This is a genomic window from Escherichia fergusonii ATCC 35469, assembly GCF_000026225.1.
Taxonomy (GTDB): Bacteria; Pseudomonadota; Gammaproteobacteria; order Enterobacterales; family Enterobacteriaceae; genus Escherichia; species Escherichia fergusonii.
In genome coordinates this window covers 4541095-4560361 of sequence record NC_011740.1, presented here as the reverse complement: position 1 = coordinate 4560361, position 19267 = coordinate 4541095, and the positions used below count along the sequence as shown (strand labels likewise).

Annotated in this window: 17 protein-coding genes; 4 read left to right on the top strand and 13 right to left on the bottom strand. The window is 51.5% G+C overall.

Translation table 11 applies throughout. From position 1 onward, the window contains the following. Positions 1–83: 83 nt before the first annotated feature. The 3 genes from EFER_RS22305 to prfC all read right to left on the bottom strand — a co-directional run bounded on the left by EFER_RS22305 (position 84) and on the right by prfC (position 2956). Positions 84–245, bottom strand: a complete 162-nt coding sequence (locus EFER_RS22305) for a DUF1328 domain-containing protein (protein WP_000490275.1) — start codon at positions 243–245, stop codon at positions 84–86. 126 nt (positions 246–371) lie between these two features. Then, positions 372–977, bottom strand: coding sequence for a molecular chaperone OsmY (osmY, locus tag EFER_RS22300; protein WP_001295410.1), 606 nt, complete (start codon positions 975–977; stop codon positions 372–374). Positions 978–1369: 392 nt separating this feature from the next. After that, positions 1370–2956 carry a peptide chain release factor 3 gene (gene prfC, locus EFER_RS22295; protein ID WP_000202563.1) on the bottom strand — a complete coding sequence of 529 codons (1587 nt, stop codon included), beginning with the start codon at positions 2954–2956 and terminating at the stop codon, positions 1370–1372. A gap of 219 nt (positions 2957–3175) precedes the next feature. On the opposite strand from prfC, the gene EFER_RS22290 reads away from it, so the two are divergent. The 4 genes from EFER_RS22290 (at position 3176) to EFER_RS22280 (ending at position 5236) form a co-directional block, all read left to right on the top strand. Continuing rightward, positions 3176–3424, top strand: coding sequence for a DinI-like family protein (locus EFER_RS22290; protein ID WP_001217539.1), 249 nt, complete (start codon positions 3176–3178; stop codon positions 3422–3424). A gap of 426 nt (positions 3425–3850) precedes the next feature. Continuing rightward, positions 3851–3964, top strand: coding sequence for a YnaM/YnfT family protein (locus EFER_RS24375; protein ID WP_001372053.1), 114 nt, complete (start codon positions 3851–3853; stop codon positions 3962–3964). Positions 3965–4032: 68 nt separating this feature from the next. Further along, a complete protein-coding gene (ydfK, locus tag EFER_RS22285) occupies positions 4033–4266 on the top strand; it encodes a cold shock protein YdfK (protein ID WP_000836769.1) in 234 nt (77 codons plus the stop codon). Between the two features lie 379 nt (positions 4267–4645). Beyond that, the gene (locus EFER_RS22280; RefSeq protein ID WP_000086511.1) at positions 4646–5236 is read left to right on the top strand and encodes a recombinase family protein; all 591 of its coding nucleotides are present in this window, start codon (positions 4646–4648) and stop codon (positions 5234–5236) included. 97 nt (positions 5237–5333) lie between these two features. On the opposite strand, the gene EFER_RS22275 is transcribed toward EFER_RS22280, so the two are convergent. The 10 genes from EFER_RS22275 to EFER_RS22220 form a co-directional block, all read right to left on the bottom strand. Further along, entirely contained in the window at positions 5334–5909 is a 576-nt protein-coding gene (locus EFER_RS22275) for a tail fiber assembly protein (RefSeq protein WP_000874134.1), read from the bottom strand. Continuing rightward, positions 5909–9283: a prophage tail fiber N-terminal domain-containing protein gene (locus EFER_RS24365; protein ID WP_000279178.1), complete on the bottom strand. Its 3375-nt coding sequence runs from the start codon at positions 9281–9283 to the stop codon at positions 5909–5911. The genes EFER_RS22275 and EFER_RS24365 overlap by 1 nt, the downstream gene beginning before the upstream one ends. A gap of 64 nt (positions 9284–9347) precedes the next feature. After that, positions 9348–9947 carry an Ail/Lom family outer membrane beta-barrel protein gene (locus EFER_RS22255; protein ID WP_001233184.1) on the bottom strand — a complete coding sequence of 200 codons (600 nt, stop codon included), beginning with the start codon at positions 9945–9947 and terminating at the stop codon, positions 9348–9350. A 67-nt stretch (positions 9948–10014) separates the two neighbouring features. Beyond that, a complete protein-coding gene (gene gpJ, locus EFER_RS22250) occupies positions 10015–13503 on the bottom strand; it encodes a phage attachment tail tip protein J (protein WP_000515509.1) in 3489 nt (1162 codons plus the stop codon). 60 nt (positions 13504–13563) lie between these two features. Beyond that, complete coding sequence (locus tag EFER_RS22245) at positions 13564–14211, bottom strand: tail assembly protein (RefSeq protein WP_000741577.1); 648 nt, start codon at positions 14209–14211, stop codon at positions 13564–13566. Continuing rightward, a complete protein-coding gene (locus EFER_RS22240) occupies positions 14109–14852 on the bottom strand; it encodes a C40 family peptidase (RefSeq protein ID WP_000140749.1) in 744 nt (247 codons plus the stop codon). Before EFER_RS22240 ends, EFER_RS22245 begins: the two co-directional genes overlap by 103 nt. Before the next feature lie 5 nt (positions 14853–14857). Beyond that, on the bottom strand, positions 14858–15556 hold the full coding sequence (locus tag EFER_RS22235) for a phage minor tail protein L (protein ID WP_001152389.1): 699 nt from the start codon (positions 15554–15556) through the stop codon (positions 14858–14860). A gap of 9 nt (positions 15557–15565) precedes the next feature. Continuing rightward, positions 15566–15895 (bottom strand): phage tail protein, encoded by a 330-nt coding sequence (locus EFER_RS22230; RefSeq protein ID WP_000447253.1) that lies wholly within the window; start codon positions 15893–15895, stop codon positions 15566–15568. After that, on the bottom strand, positions 15895–18960 hold the full coding sequence (locus EFER_RS22225) for a phage tail tape measure protein (protein ID WP_000372016.1): 3066 nt from the start codon (positions 18958–18960) through the stop codon (positions 15895–15897). The genes EFER_RS22230 and EFER_RS22225 overlap by 1 nt, the downstream gene beginning before the upstream one ends. Continuing rightward, positions 18932–19261, bottom strand: a complete 330-nt coding sequence (locus EFER_RS22220) for a phage tail assembly protein T (RefSeq protein WP_001161009.1) — start codon at positions 19259–19261, stop codon at positions 18932–18934. Before EFER_RS22220 ends, EFER_RS22225 begins: the two co-directional genes overlap by 29 nt. Positions 19262–19267 lie beyond the last annotated feature (6 nt).

Sequence of the window (19267 nt, the reverse complement as noted above, 5' to 3'; positions counted from 1 at the left end):
TAACGCAATTTATTATTCGCTAAAACCGCAAAAGCCAGTCCGTTGGACTGGCTTTGGATAAAATTTTCTTAATGGTCTGAAATCTAGGGTCGTTTTCGGCCCATGAACAAACTCACCAGGAACAGAATAATCCCGACGACAAAGACAATTTTAGCTGCGCCTGCAGCAGTACCGGCCAGACCACCAAACCCAAGTGCGGCGGCGATTAACGCGATAACCAGAAATATGATGCCCCAACGAAACATAAGCGTCTCCTTTACCATAGTTAATGTCACCGCTTGATATGAGCGTGAAAATCACTCAATGCGATATTTTTAGTGTGGTGCACATCGCGCCTCCCGACAAAGTTCGGGAGGTCGAATTACGACGAATTACTTAGTTTTCAGATCATTTTTAACGCTTTTCACACCGTCTACCGCTTTGGCGATACTTTCAGCACGGTCGCTCTGTGCCTGAGAATCTACGGTACCGGAGAGCTGAACCACACCATCGGTAGTTTCAACTTTCACTTTACGTGAAGGGACGATATCGTCCGCCAGCAGTTTGGCTTTGATTTCACTGGTGGTGGCGGTGTCACCCGCGTAGCCCTTCACAGAGCCTTCTTTAGCGTCGCGAACGTGCAGTTTGTCGCTGACAGAGGTCACGCCTTCAACGCCTTTCGCCACTTTCACTGCCTCTTCGGCCTGAGCCTGGCTTTCAACGAAACCGCTCAGAGTCACGACTTTTTGATCGGTTTTGACAGAGATATCGGTGCTCTTGATGTTGTCATGATCCACCAGGGCCGCCTTCACTTTCGCGGTGATGGCGCTGTCATCCATGAAATTACCGACTTTATTCATAGAGCTATCGACTTTTTGCCCTGCGCTTTCATTGGTAGTCTGCGCGTTGTTTTCCGCGTAGGCAGAGCCGGTCGCGACGGCAGAGGTCAACATTACAGCCAGCAGAGTTTTCGAAATCTTCAGTCTTGTCATAGTCATCGATTTATTCCTGTATGTTTGCTCGTAATTTGAGCCTGGCAACACGAGGTTGCATTGCTGAATAGGGAGAGACTTCACCCTCTACAGAAGTCAATGGTCGCCATCACAAAAGCGATGGGTGATGAATAACGACCATTACAGCCTCTGAATCAGTTATTAATATCGGTAGAATGACAATTGACGGCTTTAGATACTGATATCTACGCATTGAACGGTATTTAACGCCGTCAGAAATGTCATTACTTTGTTAAATATAGATCACAATTTTGAAACCGCTCGGGATATCCGCTAAAACATAAGCAAAAGTGAATGTTTTAAGAACATTCCGTAAGCGGCTAATAAGGAAGGGAAATTGACAGGGCGCAGCGGCTGCCGCACCCTGGAGGCAAGAATTAATGCTCGCGAGTCTGGTGGAACTGAACGTCCGGATAACGTTCCTGCGCCAGGCGCAGGTTGACCATGCTGGTAGCGATGTAAGCGAGGTTATCGCCGCCATCAAGCGCCAGTTGGCTTTCGTTCTTACGCTTGAACTCTTCGAATTTCTTCGCGTCCGCACATTCTACCCAGCGTGCAGTGGCAACGTTGACTGACTCATACACTGCTTCAACGTTGTATTCGCTCTTCAGGCGCGCTACCACCACATCAAACTGCAGCACACCAACCGCACCAACGATCAGGTCGTTGTTGGAGATCGGACGGAACACCTGCACCGCGCCCTCTTCGGAAAGCTGTACCAGCCCTTTGAGCAGCTGTTTTTGCTTCAGCGGATCTTTCAGGCGGATACGACGGAACAGTTCCGGCGCAAAGTTCGGGATACCGGTGAACTTCATCATCTCACCCTGGGTAAAGGTGTCGCCGATCTGAATAGTGCCGTGGTTGTGCAGACCAAGGATGTCGCCCGGATACGCTTCTTCAACATGCGAACGGTCGCCCGCCATAAAGGTCAGCGCGTCGGAGATCACCACATCTTTCGCGGTGCGCACCTGGCGCAGCTTCATGCCTTTTTCATATTTACCGGATACCACGCGCATAAACGCCACGCGGTCGCGGTGTTTCGGGTCCATGTTGGCCTGAATTTTAAATACGAAGCCGGTAAATTTATCTTCGCTCGCCTCTACGGTACGGGTATCAGTCTGACGCGGCATCGGCGCAGGTGCCCACTCTACCAGGCCATCCAGCATATGATCGACGCCGAAGTTACCCAGCGCAGTACCAAAGAACACTGGAGTAATTTCGCCCGCAAGGAACAATTCTTTGTCGAACTCGTTAGACGCGCCTTTCACCAGTTCCAGTTCGTCACGCAGCTGCTGTGCCAGATCTTCACCAACCGCAGCATCGAGATCCGGGTTATTCAGCCCTTTAACAATACGGACTTCCTGAATGGTGTGACCTTTACCGCTCTGATAGAGATAGGTTTCGTCTTTATAAAGGTGGTAAACGCCTTTAAACAGCTTGCCGCAGCCAATCGGCCAGGTGATCGGTGCGCAGCCGATTTTCAGCTCGTTCTCAACTTCATCGAGCAGCTCCATCGGATCGCGGATATCACGGTCAAGTTTGTTCATAAAGGTAAGGATCGGCGTATCGCGCAGACGGGTAACTTCCATCAGCTTACGGGTACGATCTTCAACACCTTTTGCAGCGTCGATAACCATCAGGCAGCAGTCCACCGCCGTCAGGGTACGATAGGTATCTTCCGAGAAGTCTTCGTGCCCGGGGGTGTCGAGCAGGTTAACCAGGCAGTCGTGATACGGAAACTGCATCACAGAGGTGGTAATGGAGATCCCACGCTGCTTTTCCATCTCCATCCAGTCCGACTTAGCGTGCTGGTTGGAACCACGGCCTTTTACTGTACCGGCAGTCTGAATGGCCTGTCCGAACAGCAGCACCTTCTCGGTGATGGTCGTTTTACCGGCGTCCGGGTGAGAAATAATTGCAAAGGTTCTTCTTTTCGCTACCTCTGCGGCCAAAAGGCTTGTCATAATTGTTGTCTCTTTGATTATGTACAATCATATGTACAAAGAAAAATTCATGCCGCTGATTGTACATTTTGGAGGTATCAGAGCATAGCAGAACATGATCAGTAGGTGTATTTGTAGCCAAAGAACATTTGTACATGCAGCAATCTTTGTTCTATTGACACTGTTTATTCATACAGTTAAAAATAACACTGTATACAAACACAGTGTAGAGGGATTTTTATGCGTATTGAGATCTGCATAGCCAAAGAGAAAATGACTAAAATGCCAAACGGTGCTGTGGATGCGTTAAAGGAAGAATTAACTCGACGCATCAGTAAGCGTTATGACGATGTAGAGGTGATCGTAAAAGCCACCAGCAACGATGGCCTTTCTGTTACGCGCACCGCCGATAAAGATTCAGCTAAAACTTTTGTTCAGGAAACTCTGAAAGATACCTGGGAGTCTGCTGACGAGTGGTTTGTTCACTAATTAACACGTAAAATCGGTAACGGCTGGAAATCATTCAATACTCGCACTATCGGAAGTTCACCAGCCAACCGCAGCACGTTCTTGCATACGACGTGTCTGCGGTTTTTCAACCATTCAGATACAGCACTCTCATCACATTCATTCTTCCGCATTAAAGTATATATGACCATATCACCTTAATATTTTTCTTCTTCAGATAAAAATTGTTATCTATGTATACTTTTAAACCGAATCCGTGTAGAGTCTCTACCTAAGTTAGTTCGCAGCTACCCCTTCAGTTTGCGCCATTAACCTCCTGACTTTTGCCTCTATCTGTAAGCATTCCTGTATACCTGAAACTACAGTGTTCATCTACGAACTTTAAGAACACCCAGGATAAAAATTGTCAACTATATTATATATAACACCATACTAATTCGAGGCTATATGAACAGCATACTGATAATCACTTCACTACTTATCATATTCAGCATTTTTGGTCATGCTCTAATAAAATTAGGGATTGGCATATCCAATAACCCGGACAAAACCGATGTATAAGTCAACATATCCTGAATCAGACATACAATATTGCAATGAAAACCAATAATATTTTAAGGAATATCTTCATGAAATCAAAAGACACCCTAAAGTGGTTCCCTGCGCAGCTTCCTGAAGTCAGAATTATCCTGGGAGATGCTGTCGTGGAAGTAGCAAAACAGGGAAGACCTATCAATACCAGAACATTGCTTGATTACATTGAAGGAAACATAAAGAAAAAGTCATGGCTGGATAACAAAGAATTATTACAAACAGCGATATCAGTTCTTAAAGACAACCAAAATTTAAATGGTAAAGTGTAATACCTCCCCTGAAAAATAATTTTTCAATGCATTAAAAAAATATCAACAACTACGTTATTCCGCAACAACCTACTTTTTTTACCATTTTTCCACTTTAACAACATTTTGCTCCACTTTTCCACGACCAAACAACTTAAAATCTGGTTAAAATAACATACAACACTATTATTCGTCTTCCTCGAGTCCGCCCGGAGTTCGAAAAACAAACCGAGTTAAAGCCATTTTTCAAAAAATCGATTTTTGGTTACACCAAAATTACGGGACTGCATCCGAATTCGTTTATTTTCGAACGTATACATACAAATATGTACAATAATAAGCGAAATAATTTTTGGATATGCATTATGATATGTACACCAATTTCGTATAGAGTCTCACTATGTCTCGAATTTTTGCTTACTGTCGGATATCAACGCTGGATCAGCCCCCCGAAAATCAACGCCGGGAAATCGAAAGTGCAGGTTTTAAAATCAAACCTCAGCAAATAATCGAAGAACACATTAGCGGCTCAGCAGCAACCAGTGAGCGTCCTGGTTTTAACCGGTTGCTTGCTCGCCTGAAATGTGGTGATCAATTGATTGTGACAAAACTGGATCGCCTTGGTTGTAATGCAATGGATATCAGGAAAACAGTGGAACAACTGACCGAAACAGGTATCAGAGTGCATTGCTTAGCATTGGGGGGCATTGACCTGACCAGTCCAACAGGAAAAATGATGATGCAAGTAATTTCAGCAGTCGCTGAATTTGAACGAGACCTTTTACTTGAACGCACTCATTCCGGGATAGTAAGAGCCCGGGGCGCAGGGAAACGTTTTGGTCGACCACCTGTGTTAAATGAAGAACAGAAACAGGTGGTATTCGAACGAATTAAGTCAGGTGTAAGTATAAGTGCCATTGCCCGGGAATTCAAAACCTCGCGGCAAACCATTTTAAGAGCCAAAGCAAAACTTCAGACACCTGACATATAAAAAATAATCTCGGTGTGAGATGCTTTACGTCTTCCAAGCCCCCTTCCTTGCCGTAAATGGAAAGATACATCTAATTATAGAATTTATATGTTTTACCCTACGGCAGTGCTGGCCATTCAATATCCTGTGCAGTTGACGTATCAACACGGTTCAGCAATACCCGATACTTTTTCCATGCTTCCAGCAACGAGATTTCTTCCTCCGTTGCAATTTCCAGATCTGCAGCATCCTGAAGTGGCGCAATATGCTCACTGGCTACCCGCATGAGGCTATTTTTTGTTTCTTCCGCTTCCCGTATCCGAAACAGTTTTTCTGCTTCCGCATCCTTCACCCAGGTTGTGCCGTTCCACTTCTGATATTCCCCATCCGGCGACAACCAGGTGACATTTTCTGGTAACGGGCCGAGTTCAGAAATAAATAACGCGTCCCCTGATGCCACGTCATAGACCGTTTTTCCCCTGTGGTCTTCAACGAGATGCCATGATGTATCCTCATTGTTAAAAACAGCCACGAAGCCAGCCGGAATATCTGGCGGTGCAATATCGGTACTGTTTGCAGGCAGACCTGTATGGGGTGGAATATATGCATCACCTTCACCAATAAATTCGCCGGTTCCGGCCAGCAGATTATAAATTTTTATGGTCTGTGGATGTTCACTCATTATGAATGCCATTATGCAAGCCTCACAATATAGTTAAATGCGATGTTTTTGACGGTGTTTTCCGCGTTACCAACAGCGTTAACGGTGATGGTGTGTCCATGTGCACCCAGCGCCACAGTGTGTGCATGGGCACCAATACCGACAGTATGTGCGTGTGCCCCTGCAGATGCGGCAGTACCAGACAATGAGTGGGTATGTGCTCCATCTGATGATGTCTTCCCTGATATACGGCTCGTACCTGAGCCAGATTCCTGTGGTACAACTGGTACGTTTGTGACTGAAACCTGGGTATAACCGTTAGGAAAGAGTGCAGTTCTATTAGAATTCGCATATGGTCCAGAACTCTGGTGTTGGTGCCCACCTGCACTATTTGCTGTCCCGCTAATACTATGTGTATGCGCCCCGGTGTTATTCGTGGACTTAGTACCATAATCAAACGAACTGGTTGTTTTCGTCCCCAAATCCGTACTGGATGCACTGGCACTGTGGGTATGCGATTTAATACCATCCTGTTCCTGAGACAATACAGCGCGACCACTGGCGGGTTTGCCCTTAATTGTCCATCCACGCAGATCAGGGATCACACCAGATGGGTAAGCGGTTGCAAGTTTCGGATATGCTGATTTATCAAAAGTCTGCCCCTGCATCAGAGCATAACCAGATGGAATTGTGTCTGATGGCCACGGTATCGGTGCCCCTGCAGGATAAAGCTCTGAAGGAGGATAAGCCGTTGTGTAAAGCTGATCCCATAGCGACCAGTTTGCGTCGGTAGCATCCCGTCGTGAACGAATAAATGCCGGAGCATGGGCACCGCTTGTACCACTCCAGCCGATAAGCAATTCACCCTCTCCTGCAGCATTCGCACCTTTCATATGAAGCACATTGCCGTAAGTCGTGGGGTAGCCATTTTTATACGCTTCATACATCTGAACGCCTGGGGTGCCTTGTGTATTGCCACTTAATGCGGCCACCATACCTCTGGACACTAAGGTATTAATGTTGATGTCACCTGAGCCATCAAACTTAACACCATTAATATTTACTGGCGTTTGAAGCTTCGTAGCCGTTGAAGCATTACCCTTAATGCCGCCATTAACGGTAAGCGACCCGGTTATTGTGCCTCCTGTTAATTTCAAAAAGAGTGCATCAATCCATCCAGCGAAACCCGGTTTATTGATATACAAGTTGCCATCATTGGCAAATATGCCACCACCTGGAGTTCTTAATGGTTGCGCCATATTTGCTAAAGTCAATGCACCGGACATTTGCCCCCCAGACAGAGGCAAGGCACCAATAAACTGATGCGAGCAGTAATAACCACGCCCCTGGTTAAAATCAATTACAGTACGGGCATTTATACATTCAGTAGCAGGTTCTGTTACACCCCACTTATATGTAGTTTGACCTGCTGTATAATCAGTTGTCGGTACAATGACACTTAACCCTTCCTCAGCAAATACTTTAATCGGAAAAGCTCTGGCCTCAACATAAAATACACTGCAAACATCATCATCTTTAGTGCTTGCGATAATTGAGTGAATAGACCGTTCCTCAGACTGATATGCCCAGAAATAACCCGCAGCATATGATCCTCTGTCCGACCAACCACCACTTGTAACGATGCCATTAAATTCGCAGTTATTCATGGGATCATTACCAGCATTCTGTCTTGTTGATATGACCACCCGGCTGGCAAGTTCATCGTTATATCCGGCTGAACGGCGCAATACAATCGGATACCATTTCCCGTCAACAACATTCGCTGGCGCAGAAAAGGAATACTTACGCATCCCCCTTTTTTGATCAACTTCACCTTTGCTGTAGACGTTAATGTTGCTCAGGAACCTATCTTTATCAGGTATATCTGCGCCGTTCTGGTCTTTCCGAAGGCGTGTTTCAGCGTTGTCGTATGCAGACTTGACCGCTTTCGGTGTTGCTGCAAGCGTCTCAGATTCGCTGCTGGTCTCACTGCTGAGCTGTACTATCCCCTTTTTCGTCGTGCTCGCATCCTCAAGCGCCACGGCAGATGCAACATCCTCTGCCCGTTTTGCAGCTGTCTCGGCGCGCGTTGCCGCGGATTCTGCCGCATTTTTGCTCTGAGCTGCCTCCGTCGCACTTCCTGCCGCCTCTGTCGCCTTCGTGGATGCCGTTGACGCACTCTCTCCCGCCGCTGACGCCTGTCTGGTCGCCTCATCTTTTGAAGCAGACGCAGATGATGCCGATGACGCCGCCGAACTGGCTGACGATGCGGCTGCCGTTTTTGAGGATTCTGCACTGGTTTCCGACGCTTTCGCGTTCGTCTCGGATGTCTTCGCTGCGGAAGCAGACCTCGCTGCTGCGCTGGCCTGTTCAGTGGCTTCAGTAACCTTCGTTGTAGCTGTTGAAGCGGACGATGCGGCGCTTTCTGCCGATTTCCCGGCGGCGGTGGCACTGGCGGCTGCCTCCTCTGCCTTAATGGATGCTTCACGGGCCGATGATGCAGCTACTGTCTCAGAGCCTGCCGCAGCTGAGGCGCTCTGTTCCGCTGCCGTTTCAGAAGACTTAGCATTCGTCTCTGACGTTTTTGCCGCCTTCGCGGAATTTCCTGCCGCCGTTGCCGAGGAGGCTGCACTGCTGGCGCTTGTGGAGGCGTTCGTTTCTGATGATTTTGCCGCCTCTTTGGAGGCAGCCGCATCTCTGGCTGAAGTGGCGGCTTCTGACGCTTTCGTCGTCGCAGTGGATGCAGAAGTGGCTGCTGATTGTTGTGACGCTGCCGCATTCGTTTCTGACGTTTTCGCGGCACCGGCACTGGTGGCCGCCGCGCTTTTTGAGGACTCTGCAGCGGCAGCACTTTTTGACGCTTCCGTGGCCTTTGTTGATGCCGTTCCTGCGCTGGAAGATGCTGACTGAGCAGACGATGCGGCCTGTTCGGCGGACGTGCTGGCTGCGCGTGCTGAGCCTGCGGCATCAGTCGCATGGGTTGCCGCCTCACTGGCAGATGTGCTGGCATCGCTGGCTGACTTCTTCGCGGCTGCCGTGTTCTGTGCCACTACGGACGCGTTACGCGCCACCTCTTCCACCATCAGTTCAAAACGGCGCAGTGCCTCCGGACGGGCATCATCCTCCGTCATGGCACCGAGAAAATCATTCAGCGTCCCCGGCTTTGAATCCTCATACACGGTGATGGTCCCGGCATGTGACGGCGGGAATCCTTCCACCATCAGAATAACGCTGTACTGACCGTACTCAACGTCCATGCTGTAACGCCCGGCTTCATCCGGATTTTCTGAGGCCAGCGTGTTCACCACGACCGTGGTACTGTTACGTTTTGCCTTCAGCTGAATGGTGCAGTTCTGTACCGGTTTCCCTGTTCCGTCTTTCAGTACACCTGAAATCTTTACTGCCATATTCACCCCACAAAAAAGCCCGCCTGAACCGGCGGGCTGTCATAACACTGTGTTACCTGGCTAATCAGAATTTATAACCGACACCCACGATGAAACCGTCAGTGCGCCAGTCACCACTGCCGGAGCCTTCATAAGCAATATCAATGGCCACGGATTCGGTCGGGTTAAACTGCACGCCAGCCCCCCACGTCAGAGACGTGTTACTGTGGCGACCATCATCACTTCCGGTCAGCACATCGTGCGTTTTCCCCTTGTTGTCAGTTACGCGGAGATAATCCCCGGAGAAAGTCGAAACACGGCTGTAAGCCACACCCGCCATCGCATATGCGCTGAACCATTCATTCACGCGTACAGACGGCCCCGCCATCACGCTGAACCAGCGGTTACGAACGGAATCTTCATGCCAGCGGGTATCGCTGTAATGCGTTTTTTGCTCATCTTCGGCGTTGGCATAACTGAATGACGTCACCATCCCAAGCGTGTCCGTAAATTCATAACGGTATTTCACGTTAATACCATTCAGATCATCACCGCCTGGCATTTTCGTATGAGCATGAATATATCCTGCGCTTAATGTGCTATGGTGTTCTGCTGCACTCACTGTCGTACCCGATACGGTCAGGAATACTGCTGCGGACAAAAGAATTGCACATACTTTACGCATAATTACCTCTCACTTTTCTGCAATAAAAAAGGCGCCATTTCTGGCGCCCGGTTTGGGTTTTAAACATTCAGCTGATACTGATACCAGCTGTGGATTTTTTCATAATGACCACAAGCAAATCGCTGATAGTCGCTGAAGGATAATAATTCCCGTTTGACGCAGAAACTGAAAACTCAAGAGTTATTCCTCCAGAACCGGCTGGCATATCCATGATGCCTGTGTAAATGGCTGTAACATCGTTGGTCGATTTGTCATAAATTACAGAACCATTCTTTTTTACAACAAGACGACAGGATGAATAATATTCACTGTTTGTGGATGCCTGCCGGTGCTTCGCCCCACGAAACGCAACAGCAGGAATGACAATTTGTCTGTCATATTTTTGATCATCATCTATCCTCACAGTAATCGTACCTGACGGCCACGGTTTAAATTCTGATTCGCGCGGATCATGTGGAAAAGCCTTTCCCACCGCTTTGACAATATCGCCCTCAATCTGACTGGCAGACAGTTTTCCTTTTATCAGACAGTTCTCATTAATCGTGACATTGTTGAGCGTCCCGGCGTTCGCATTCACACTGCCACTGATATCCGCATTTTTAGCAGTCAGCTTTCCGTCAGGTGTCAGGGAGAATGCCGGAGGATTACCACCACTGGTAATCGTGGGAGCAATAAGGAACTTGATCAGCGCCTCATTAATAAACGTCTGTCCGCCCTGTGTGACCAGTGCAGGAGTGGTGTTACCATTCGCCGGGTTAATAAATGCCACCCGGTCTGCAGCCAGAAGCACCTGACTCTGCATGCCGTCCGGGGTATTCTCAATACCGGCACCGATACCCGCAATATAAAGGCGTCCATCCTTCATCTGTTGCAGCTTCACAGCCCACATACTGTTCAGGTTATTACTGGTGTCAACCTGAACCTTCTGTATCTGCTGGATTGCTGCGCTCTGGTCTTTCAGTGTCTTGTTAACGGTCTCGGTGATTTCATTGCTGACATTCGTAATGGATGTCCTGATTTCAGCCAGATCCGGGGCAAGCTGACCGTTATCAATTTGTGTCCACAGCTCCTGGGCCAGATGTGTTTTCCCTATCTCTCCTTTGAAAAAATCCAGATAGCCGGACGCATCATTACTCGGCTGGCCAACAGCTTCCACAAATACCGATTTGCCGACGGTGTTCACACTGCGAACATAAAAATAATAATCATGGCCCGGCCTGATATTGATACTGGCAGCTATCCAGCACTGCGCCGTACCAAGATAACGCGCGCTGGTTTCAACCTGCCTGATATCGGTAATCCGCTTTTCCGAAAACCAGAACTCAAACTGTACCGTCGGATCATAAACCGCAAGATGCGGCGTGGCGGTGATCTGAAAATAACCCGGCGTCAGCTCAATCCGCGACGGTGCTGCCGGTGCGGCAATCCGGAACGATACCGATGCCGGATCGCCCTGCTGCTCCCAGGCATTTGCCGCCCGGACTGTCAGCCTGTAGTTTCCCAGCGCCAGTTGCGTGAAGCGGTATGTGGTTTCCGTCGTCCGGGCTGTGCTGACCAGCCGCTCACTGCCGTCTTCCGCTGTCACGGTCAGACGAAGCAGGAAGCTCACGCCCTTCACCACCTTCGGCGTATCCCAGCGCGCCAGCACCTGATATTCCCCGCTGTCTGCGGTGACTTCGGCAGTCAGGTGCTGCACCGCTGGCGGCGTGACACCATTCACCGTGCCGCTCTGGTCGCCGTCAAAGTGCGCCCCGTTATCCACGATGGCTTCTTTTTCCGGTATATGCTGCACGGCGGTGATGGCATACGTGCCGTCGTCGTTCTCACGGATACTCACGCAGCGGAACAGGCGCTGGCGCAGCGTCGGTAGCTTCAGCCCCCACACGCTGTATTCTGCAACGCCGTCAGGAACACGGCTCACTTTCACCTTCACGCCGTCGGTGACGGACTTAACTTCCACGCTGACCGGATTACCCTGACCGTCAACCAGGCTTATCAGCGTGGTGCCGGAGGATGGCAGCGTGATTTCACGGTCGAGCGTCAGCGTCCGGGTCTGGCTGTTCACCGCCAGCACGCGCCCGCCGATGCTGATCCCCGCATAGTCATCATCGCAGATTTCAATAACATCGCCCGGCACATGGCGAAGGCCTTCGGCCCCCACGCTGAAATCCACAGTCTGCGTTTCCAGCAGTTCTGTTTTAATCAGCCACAGCCCGGCGCGGTGTACCTGCCCCCGGCTGGTACAGCCAAAGGCATCCATCTTCGTGACGTTACGACCGTAACGGACAATGGCCTGCGTATCTTCCACAAGCTCTGTCGCCGTCTCCCAGCCGTTATTCGGGTCAATCCAGTTCACCTCAACGGCATTATGACGGTCCTTCAGGGCGCTGAAGCTGTAGCGGAACGGCGCGCCATCATCCGGCATCACCACATTACTGCGGTTATAGGTCCACACCTTATCCGATGGCCGGTCCTGCACGAACGTCAGCGTCTGCCCGTTCCATACCGGCATACAGCGCATCGCCGAGCAGAAATCACTGAGCACATCCCACGCCTTGCGCTGTGTGGTCAGGTACGCATTACAGGTGATGCGCGGCTCCGTGCCGCCAAAGCCGTCCGGCACTGACTGGTCGCAGTACTGGCCGATGACATACAGCGCCCATTTATCCACATCTGCCGCACCAAGACGTTTCCCCATGCCGTAGCGCGGATGGGTCAGCATATCCCACAGACACCAGGCCATGTTGTTGCTGTATGCTGGCTTAAACGTTCCATCCCAGATACCGCTGTATTGCCGCGTCTGCGGGTTATAGTTCGACGGCACCTGCAGAATGCGCCCGCGCAGATGATAATTACGGCTCACCTGCTGGCTGCCGAACTGCTCCGAATCCACCTGCACGCCGACCAGTGCCGTGTTCGGGTAGCACTGTTTCACATCGATAATTTCGGTGTATGACGACCAGAGCGTTTTGTTCTGCAGCTGGTCTGTGGTGCTGTCCGGCGTCATCCTGCGCATCCGGATATTAAACGGGCGCGGCGGCAGGTTATCCACCACTACCGATGCCAGATACTGCGAGGTGGTTTTGCCCTTAATGGTGATGTCTTTTTCCGTCACCCATCCACCGTTACGCTGTATCTGAACCAGCAGGCGGACTTCCGACGGATTCCTGTCTCCCTTTGAGGTGGTTTCCACCAGTGCCTGTACACCGAAGGTAAAGCGCAGACGGTCGATATTTGCCGACGTGATGGTCCGGGTGATCGGCGTGTCATATTTCACTTCCGTACCCAGCACCGTCTCGGAGCCGGAGGATTCAAATCCCTCAGGCGGTGACTGCTCCTGCTCACCGGCCCGGAACACCACCGTGACGCCGGAGATGTTGGTATTCCCCTCATTGTCCAGCACCGGTGTACTGTTCAGCAGCACACTTTTTAATCCCTCCACAGGACCTTCAATCGGCCCTTCGCTGATGGCATCGATCACACTCAGCAACTGCGTGGACTTCAGGTTGTCCTTCGCTTCGCGCGGGGTATGCCCCTTACTGCTGCCTTTACCCATTCCTCACGCTCCATAAACGACAAAACCGCCCGCAGGCGGTTTCACATAAAACATTTTGTATCAGCGACCAATCACCACAACCTGACCACCATCCCCTTCGTCTGCCGTGCTGATCTCCTGAGAAACCACCCGCGACCCCACGCGCATTTCACCGTACAGAACGGGCAGAACATTGCCCTGGGCAACCATGTTATCCAGTGAGGAGAAATACGTGTTCTGTTTGCCGTTATCTGTACTGGCTGCCGTGGGCGTCCTGGCTTTCGGTGCCAGCATCTGCGCCACTCCGCCCAGGATCATACTGGCCCCTGCCGCATACATGCCCGATACAGCCGCGGCACCCAGCCAACCCACAGGATTCCACCATGCCACCGCAATCAGCGCCGCCCCAAGCACCACCTGAAACACACCGCCACTTTTAGCTCCCGCCAGACGCGGCACGATGTGGATCACGGCACCATTTGCCAGCGGCTCATTAAGACGGGCAGATAATTCATTTTCGCCTGCATCACGCCCGGCAATGCGCACCTGATACCAGCCCTCATTCAGTTTCTGACGAAACGCCGGGAGCTGTGTGGCCAGCGCCCGGATGGCTTCGGCCCCCGTTTTCACACGAAGGTCGATGCGGCGGCCAAATCGTTGCAAATCCCCGTAAAGGCAGATGCGTGCCATGCCCGGTGACGCCAGAGGGAGTGTGTGCGTCGCTGCCATTTGTCGGTATACCTCTCTCGTTTGCTCAGTTGTTCAGGAATATGGTGCAGCAGCTCGCCGTCGCCGCAGTAAATAGCGGCATGATTCGGCACCGATGAACCAAAACAGCACAGCAGCACATCGCCCGGCTGCGCCGCTGACAACGGCACCTGATATAACCCAGTTGCCTCCAGATTATCCAGATAGAGATTCTGACCGTGACGCCACCAGTCATCCTCACGATGAAAATCCGGCATCTCAATCCACGCCAGATGGTAAGCATCCCGGAACAGCGTGTAACAGTCCGTCACCCCGTGCTCAAAGCGCCGCCCGGTGAGATGCGGCACACAGCGGAATTTATGAATCTCACCCCGGCAGACCAGCCACCACGGCAAATCACTCTGCACCTGCAGCCGCCGGTCAGCCTCACTCAGCCAGGGCAGACCACCGGGGTGGCTGTGGACCAGCGCCACAATCTCACCCTGCATCTCTGCCCGCAGCCAGTCCTCCGGCGACATCCGGAAATACTCCTCCGGCTCACCGGAGATATTCACGCAGGGAAAATATCTTTCCCCTTCCGGCGTTCTCACCACGAAGCCGCACGACTCCGCTGGCGCACATCGCCGGGCGTGCGCCAGAATCGCTGATTCTGTCTCTGTCATGGGATTTACTGCGAAAGTTTGTTAATGGAAAGGAAGCCGCCAAAGTTGCCGACATTATTGCGGAACTTACAGCCACTCAGGCATTTGCTGCATTTATCCTTCGTGATATCGGACGTCGGCTGATCATATTCATCCGCGACAGCCGGACCGTGATAACCGCACTCATCACTGCGATAGGTCCAGGTGCAGGTGTTGGCCAGCATGATGCGCCCCGGAAAAACGGCACCATCCGTTTCCGTCGGTGTGGACAACACAAAGGAGGCACTGACCGCACTCAGTTCGCTGCACTGCTCGATGCGCCAGCGGCTGATCACCTCCTGCTCCGGATCGGCGTCGCTGTTTCCGTTGACGAAGTTCACCGCATCCAGAAAACGGGCGTAAACCTTACGCCTGACCACCGTTCCGCCGACCAGACTCTGCAGGTCTTCCGCCATCCCGGTGACCATGCCGTGCAGGTTAGAAACCGTCAGTGTCGGACGGGCAGCACTGCCCTTGCCATTCAGTTCAAATCCCGTCCCCTGAATGGGGTATGCCTGATACTGCCGCCCCTGCCAGGTAACCGGCTCACCTTTTTCGTTCTGCTCATTACAGAAAAAATAACGTTCACCACCGACCTCTGTCAGATCGATTTCCCAGAGCACCACCTGGGCTGACTGAGTGAGGCGTGTCGTCTCATGATGTGTTTCCTGTGGAATATCCTGCATCAGAGCCTCCTATGCCACGACCTGTTCAAAATCTGCCGTTATGGTTACCCACAGCGCCCCCACGCTTGCCGACCATTTACGACAAACCACCCTAATCGGTTTCCAGTCATAAGGTGGCGTCCACTGAAATGCACGGACGCCACCGTGCCGTTCCAGAAAGGCTTTTAAAGATGGGTGTTCACATTTACGAACACGTATCGTCACGCTGTAAGTCGACAACTGGTTATTCAGTCCCGCCGCACGACGCTGTTCATAACCATCGCCCAGCTTCACTGTCACCACTTTCGGCTCTGATACCACATTCATATCCGGGCGCACTTTCCAGTGAAACGTCTCCATTACCGATATGCTCCACTTAACCGACCACCATCACGGGCCTGCTGTTGCATAAAGTCCGCTGCCGCTTTTTTCCCAAGGTCATAAACCACCTTCAGGGCAGCCTGACCTATCTGCCCGTTCGTGCCATCGTTATTGATCTCGATGTTGTACTGCGGGGCAAACATCGCCATACCTGAACCACCAATATCCGCCACAACCCCCAGCTTACCGTCAGCACCACGACGCAGTGGCAGAATGGCTTCAGGTCCCGCTTCCCCCATCACACCCGCGCCTTTTGCAAAAGCAAAAAACGTCGGACGGTTAACCACCGTGCCACTGTAACGACTCAAATCAGCAGACTGATAAATCCCCCCATTGGCATTCAGGGAAAGGCTGCTGAGATCAAATCCCAGTACACTGCCAATCCCTTTTATCGATTTCATCATGGTTGCCTGCGCCAGGATTTTCGCCATATCTGACAGCACAGAAGAGGTGAAGGATTTGAAATTGAGTTTGCCGGTAGTGACAAAAGTTGCCAGGCCATTTCCCATGTTGCTGAAGGCTGACGAGAACACCTGTTCTGCTGTTCCTGCCGTATTATCTGCATCCACGGTAAAATCCTGAAATGCACGCAGGACTCCGTTTTTCCAGTTACCCTGCACAACTTCAAGCTGTTGCCAGTAACGGCGATTCTCATTCAGTTGTCGGTTCAGGCTCTCCGTCAGCGCCTGCTCGGCCTTTCTGTAGTCATCCGTGTAATATGTTCCTTTCTGCTCACTATCCCGCCTCAACTGTTCCAGCTGTTGCTGGTATTTCTGGCGAAGACTCAGTTGTACCTGATATCGCTGCCGCTGCTGATCACCCATACCCACCGTGGCGATATCCAGGTCATGTTGCTGACGCTGAGCGCGCTCTTCTTCAGCCAGTTGACTGGTCAGCTGAATTGTTTTTTTCTTCAGCTCGTTGAGTGCCGTCTGTTTCTGAAGCTCCTGCTGTTTTACATCCAGCAGCGTCAGTGCCTGAATCAGTTCATCTTTACGGGCCAGCACACTCTTTTCATCTGCCGTCAGTTTTTTCCCGTCCAGGTCGCTGATGCGCTGCTGCAGAGCCAGAAGCTGTTTATGCGCTTCTGTCATCCTTTCCGTGGCAATGCCTGCTGACTGTCTGGCAGCAGCAATCTGTCCTTCCACCTGTGCCTGTTGCTGACTGTACTGCAGCAATAACCGGGTGGCCTCATCATTACGGGGTTCGCGTGTTTTTTTCTTACCGGATGCCAGGGCTTTCTCGTAACGTTCATTTTCACGTTGTATCGCCGCATCCCTGACAGCCTGATCGGCGTACTGCATGGCATTAATACGCGCAATTTCACGCTGATGTCGTGCTGCTTCCGTTTCATTCATCCGGTTCAGTGCAGCATTTTCAGCATTACGGCGTTTCTGTTGCTCCTGATAATTCCGCTCTGCCTGCTCTTTTGCATCCTGCAAATCCTTCTGGCGTTTTTTCTCCTGAAGCTCGTTAAGACGCTGCTGATCGTACTCAACCTGAGAAGATGATGCCGTCCAGGGGAGTCTTTTCGCCCGCGACACTTTCTCCTGTAAAGCGGAAATCTGTTCATCCAGCGAGTCTTCACGACCAATATTCATGGCCGCATCCCAGAAACGACTCCATAAATCAGACAGATACTTCAGCGTACTGCCCAGCGCATTGAGGTTATTATCAATATCCGCAGTACGCCGACCGGTTTCCTCTGCCAGTGCAGACATGGCTATCCGTGCCGCATCACTGGACCGCCCCTGTTCCCCAAGGACGCGTATCTGCTCAAGCTGAGTGGCAGTAAGAAAATGCAGCTCATTGTCCAGAGCCTTCGCGGCATTTACAGGATCATCCTTCAGCCGCTTAAACTGATTTATGGTATCGCTGACCGACTGGCCAACCGATCGCTCCATCTGTGCGGCAGCTCTCGCCACCATACCGATATCGTTTCCACGAAATGCACCACTCCCCACCACCTGAGCCAGCGCACCGGCTGCAGCATGTTGCGTAATACCATTCCCGGAAATAGCACGACTGAGCGTCCACAGCTGCCCGGCAGTGACTCCGGCATAATGCCCCGTCAGCGACAACTGGCGGTTAAATTCTTCCCCCTCCTTCTGACCATCATACCAGGCTTTACCCAGACCATAGACGGCCGCGGCAATACCGCCAATAACCCCGCCCAGCATCATGCCTTTCGGTGACATCAGTGTGTCTATCCATCCGGCACGGTTAGCCAGCGTTATCCCGGATCCCCTCAGCGCACCTAAATTGCCGCGAGCCAGTTCACCTATCAGAACGCCTATCTCCTGGCGGGCCGCTGCACTTTTCAGACCCAGCGAATGCGTGGCTTTTCCTGCCTGCTCCATTTTGCGGATATACACTTCTGCAGCACTGCTTACCCCCAGCTGGGCAGCCTTAGCACGAAGCAACTCAGAAGAAGAAAGATTCTGGCGGGTTGCCTGCTCTTTAAGCTGACGGATAAACGCCACTTTCTGTCGGGTAGCCTCTTCCTCAGCCTGTGTAAGAACACGGGTTTTCGCCGTAACCTCAGAAATCAGCGCCAGATAATCCTGCTGACCAATCCCGCCACTGTTTCTGGCCTGTCGGATCTGCTGCTGAATACGCTGTAATTCCTGCAGCCCCGCACTGGCCTGTTTCACACTGTCAATCTGACGATAAAACGCAGCAGCCGCTTTATCCTGAGCCTCCGCCAGAGCCATGGCCTGCGCCTGTTCATCGCGCATTTTCTGGCTCAGCGCCTCCATGCGCTGGCGGGTTTTCTCCACCTCGCGGGCCATGCGTTCATGAGCCTGTGCGTTCTTCTCCACCGTCTGCGCATGGACGGAGGCGGCTGTTGCAGCCGAAGAAGCCGCCTGCGTTGTCTGCCGGGCGGCCTGAGTCTGACGCTCCATAAAACGCTGCATACGGGCAGAAGACCGTTCTGCATCGCTGGCGGCACCATTCAGAAGGTTTTTGATACGGGGAATTTCATTTTTAAACTCTGCCGCATCAATCCCCAAATCAATGACCAGGTTGGCTATCTGGTCCATAACGCACACCTCCGGAAATACCTTCTCCAAGATGCATCAGTTCTTCGTCCGTTCGCTCCGGTATCCCGTTCTCTTCCGGTAAAAGGCTGAAATCAGCCACCGCAGCATCACTGCTGCCGGACACCATTCTCACGATCAATGCCTTCAGCGAGGCAAACTGCGCATCCATCCACACATCACTGAAGCTCTGCATCCGGAAATAATCGCCCCACTCACCAAGCTCAGTGGCCGACATTTCCGACAGCATCCGCCGCCAGTCTGCCCGCCGGAACTCCCGGGCAAGCCGCATGACAAACTGCATTTCCCG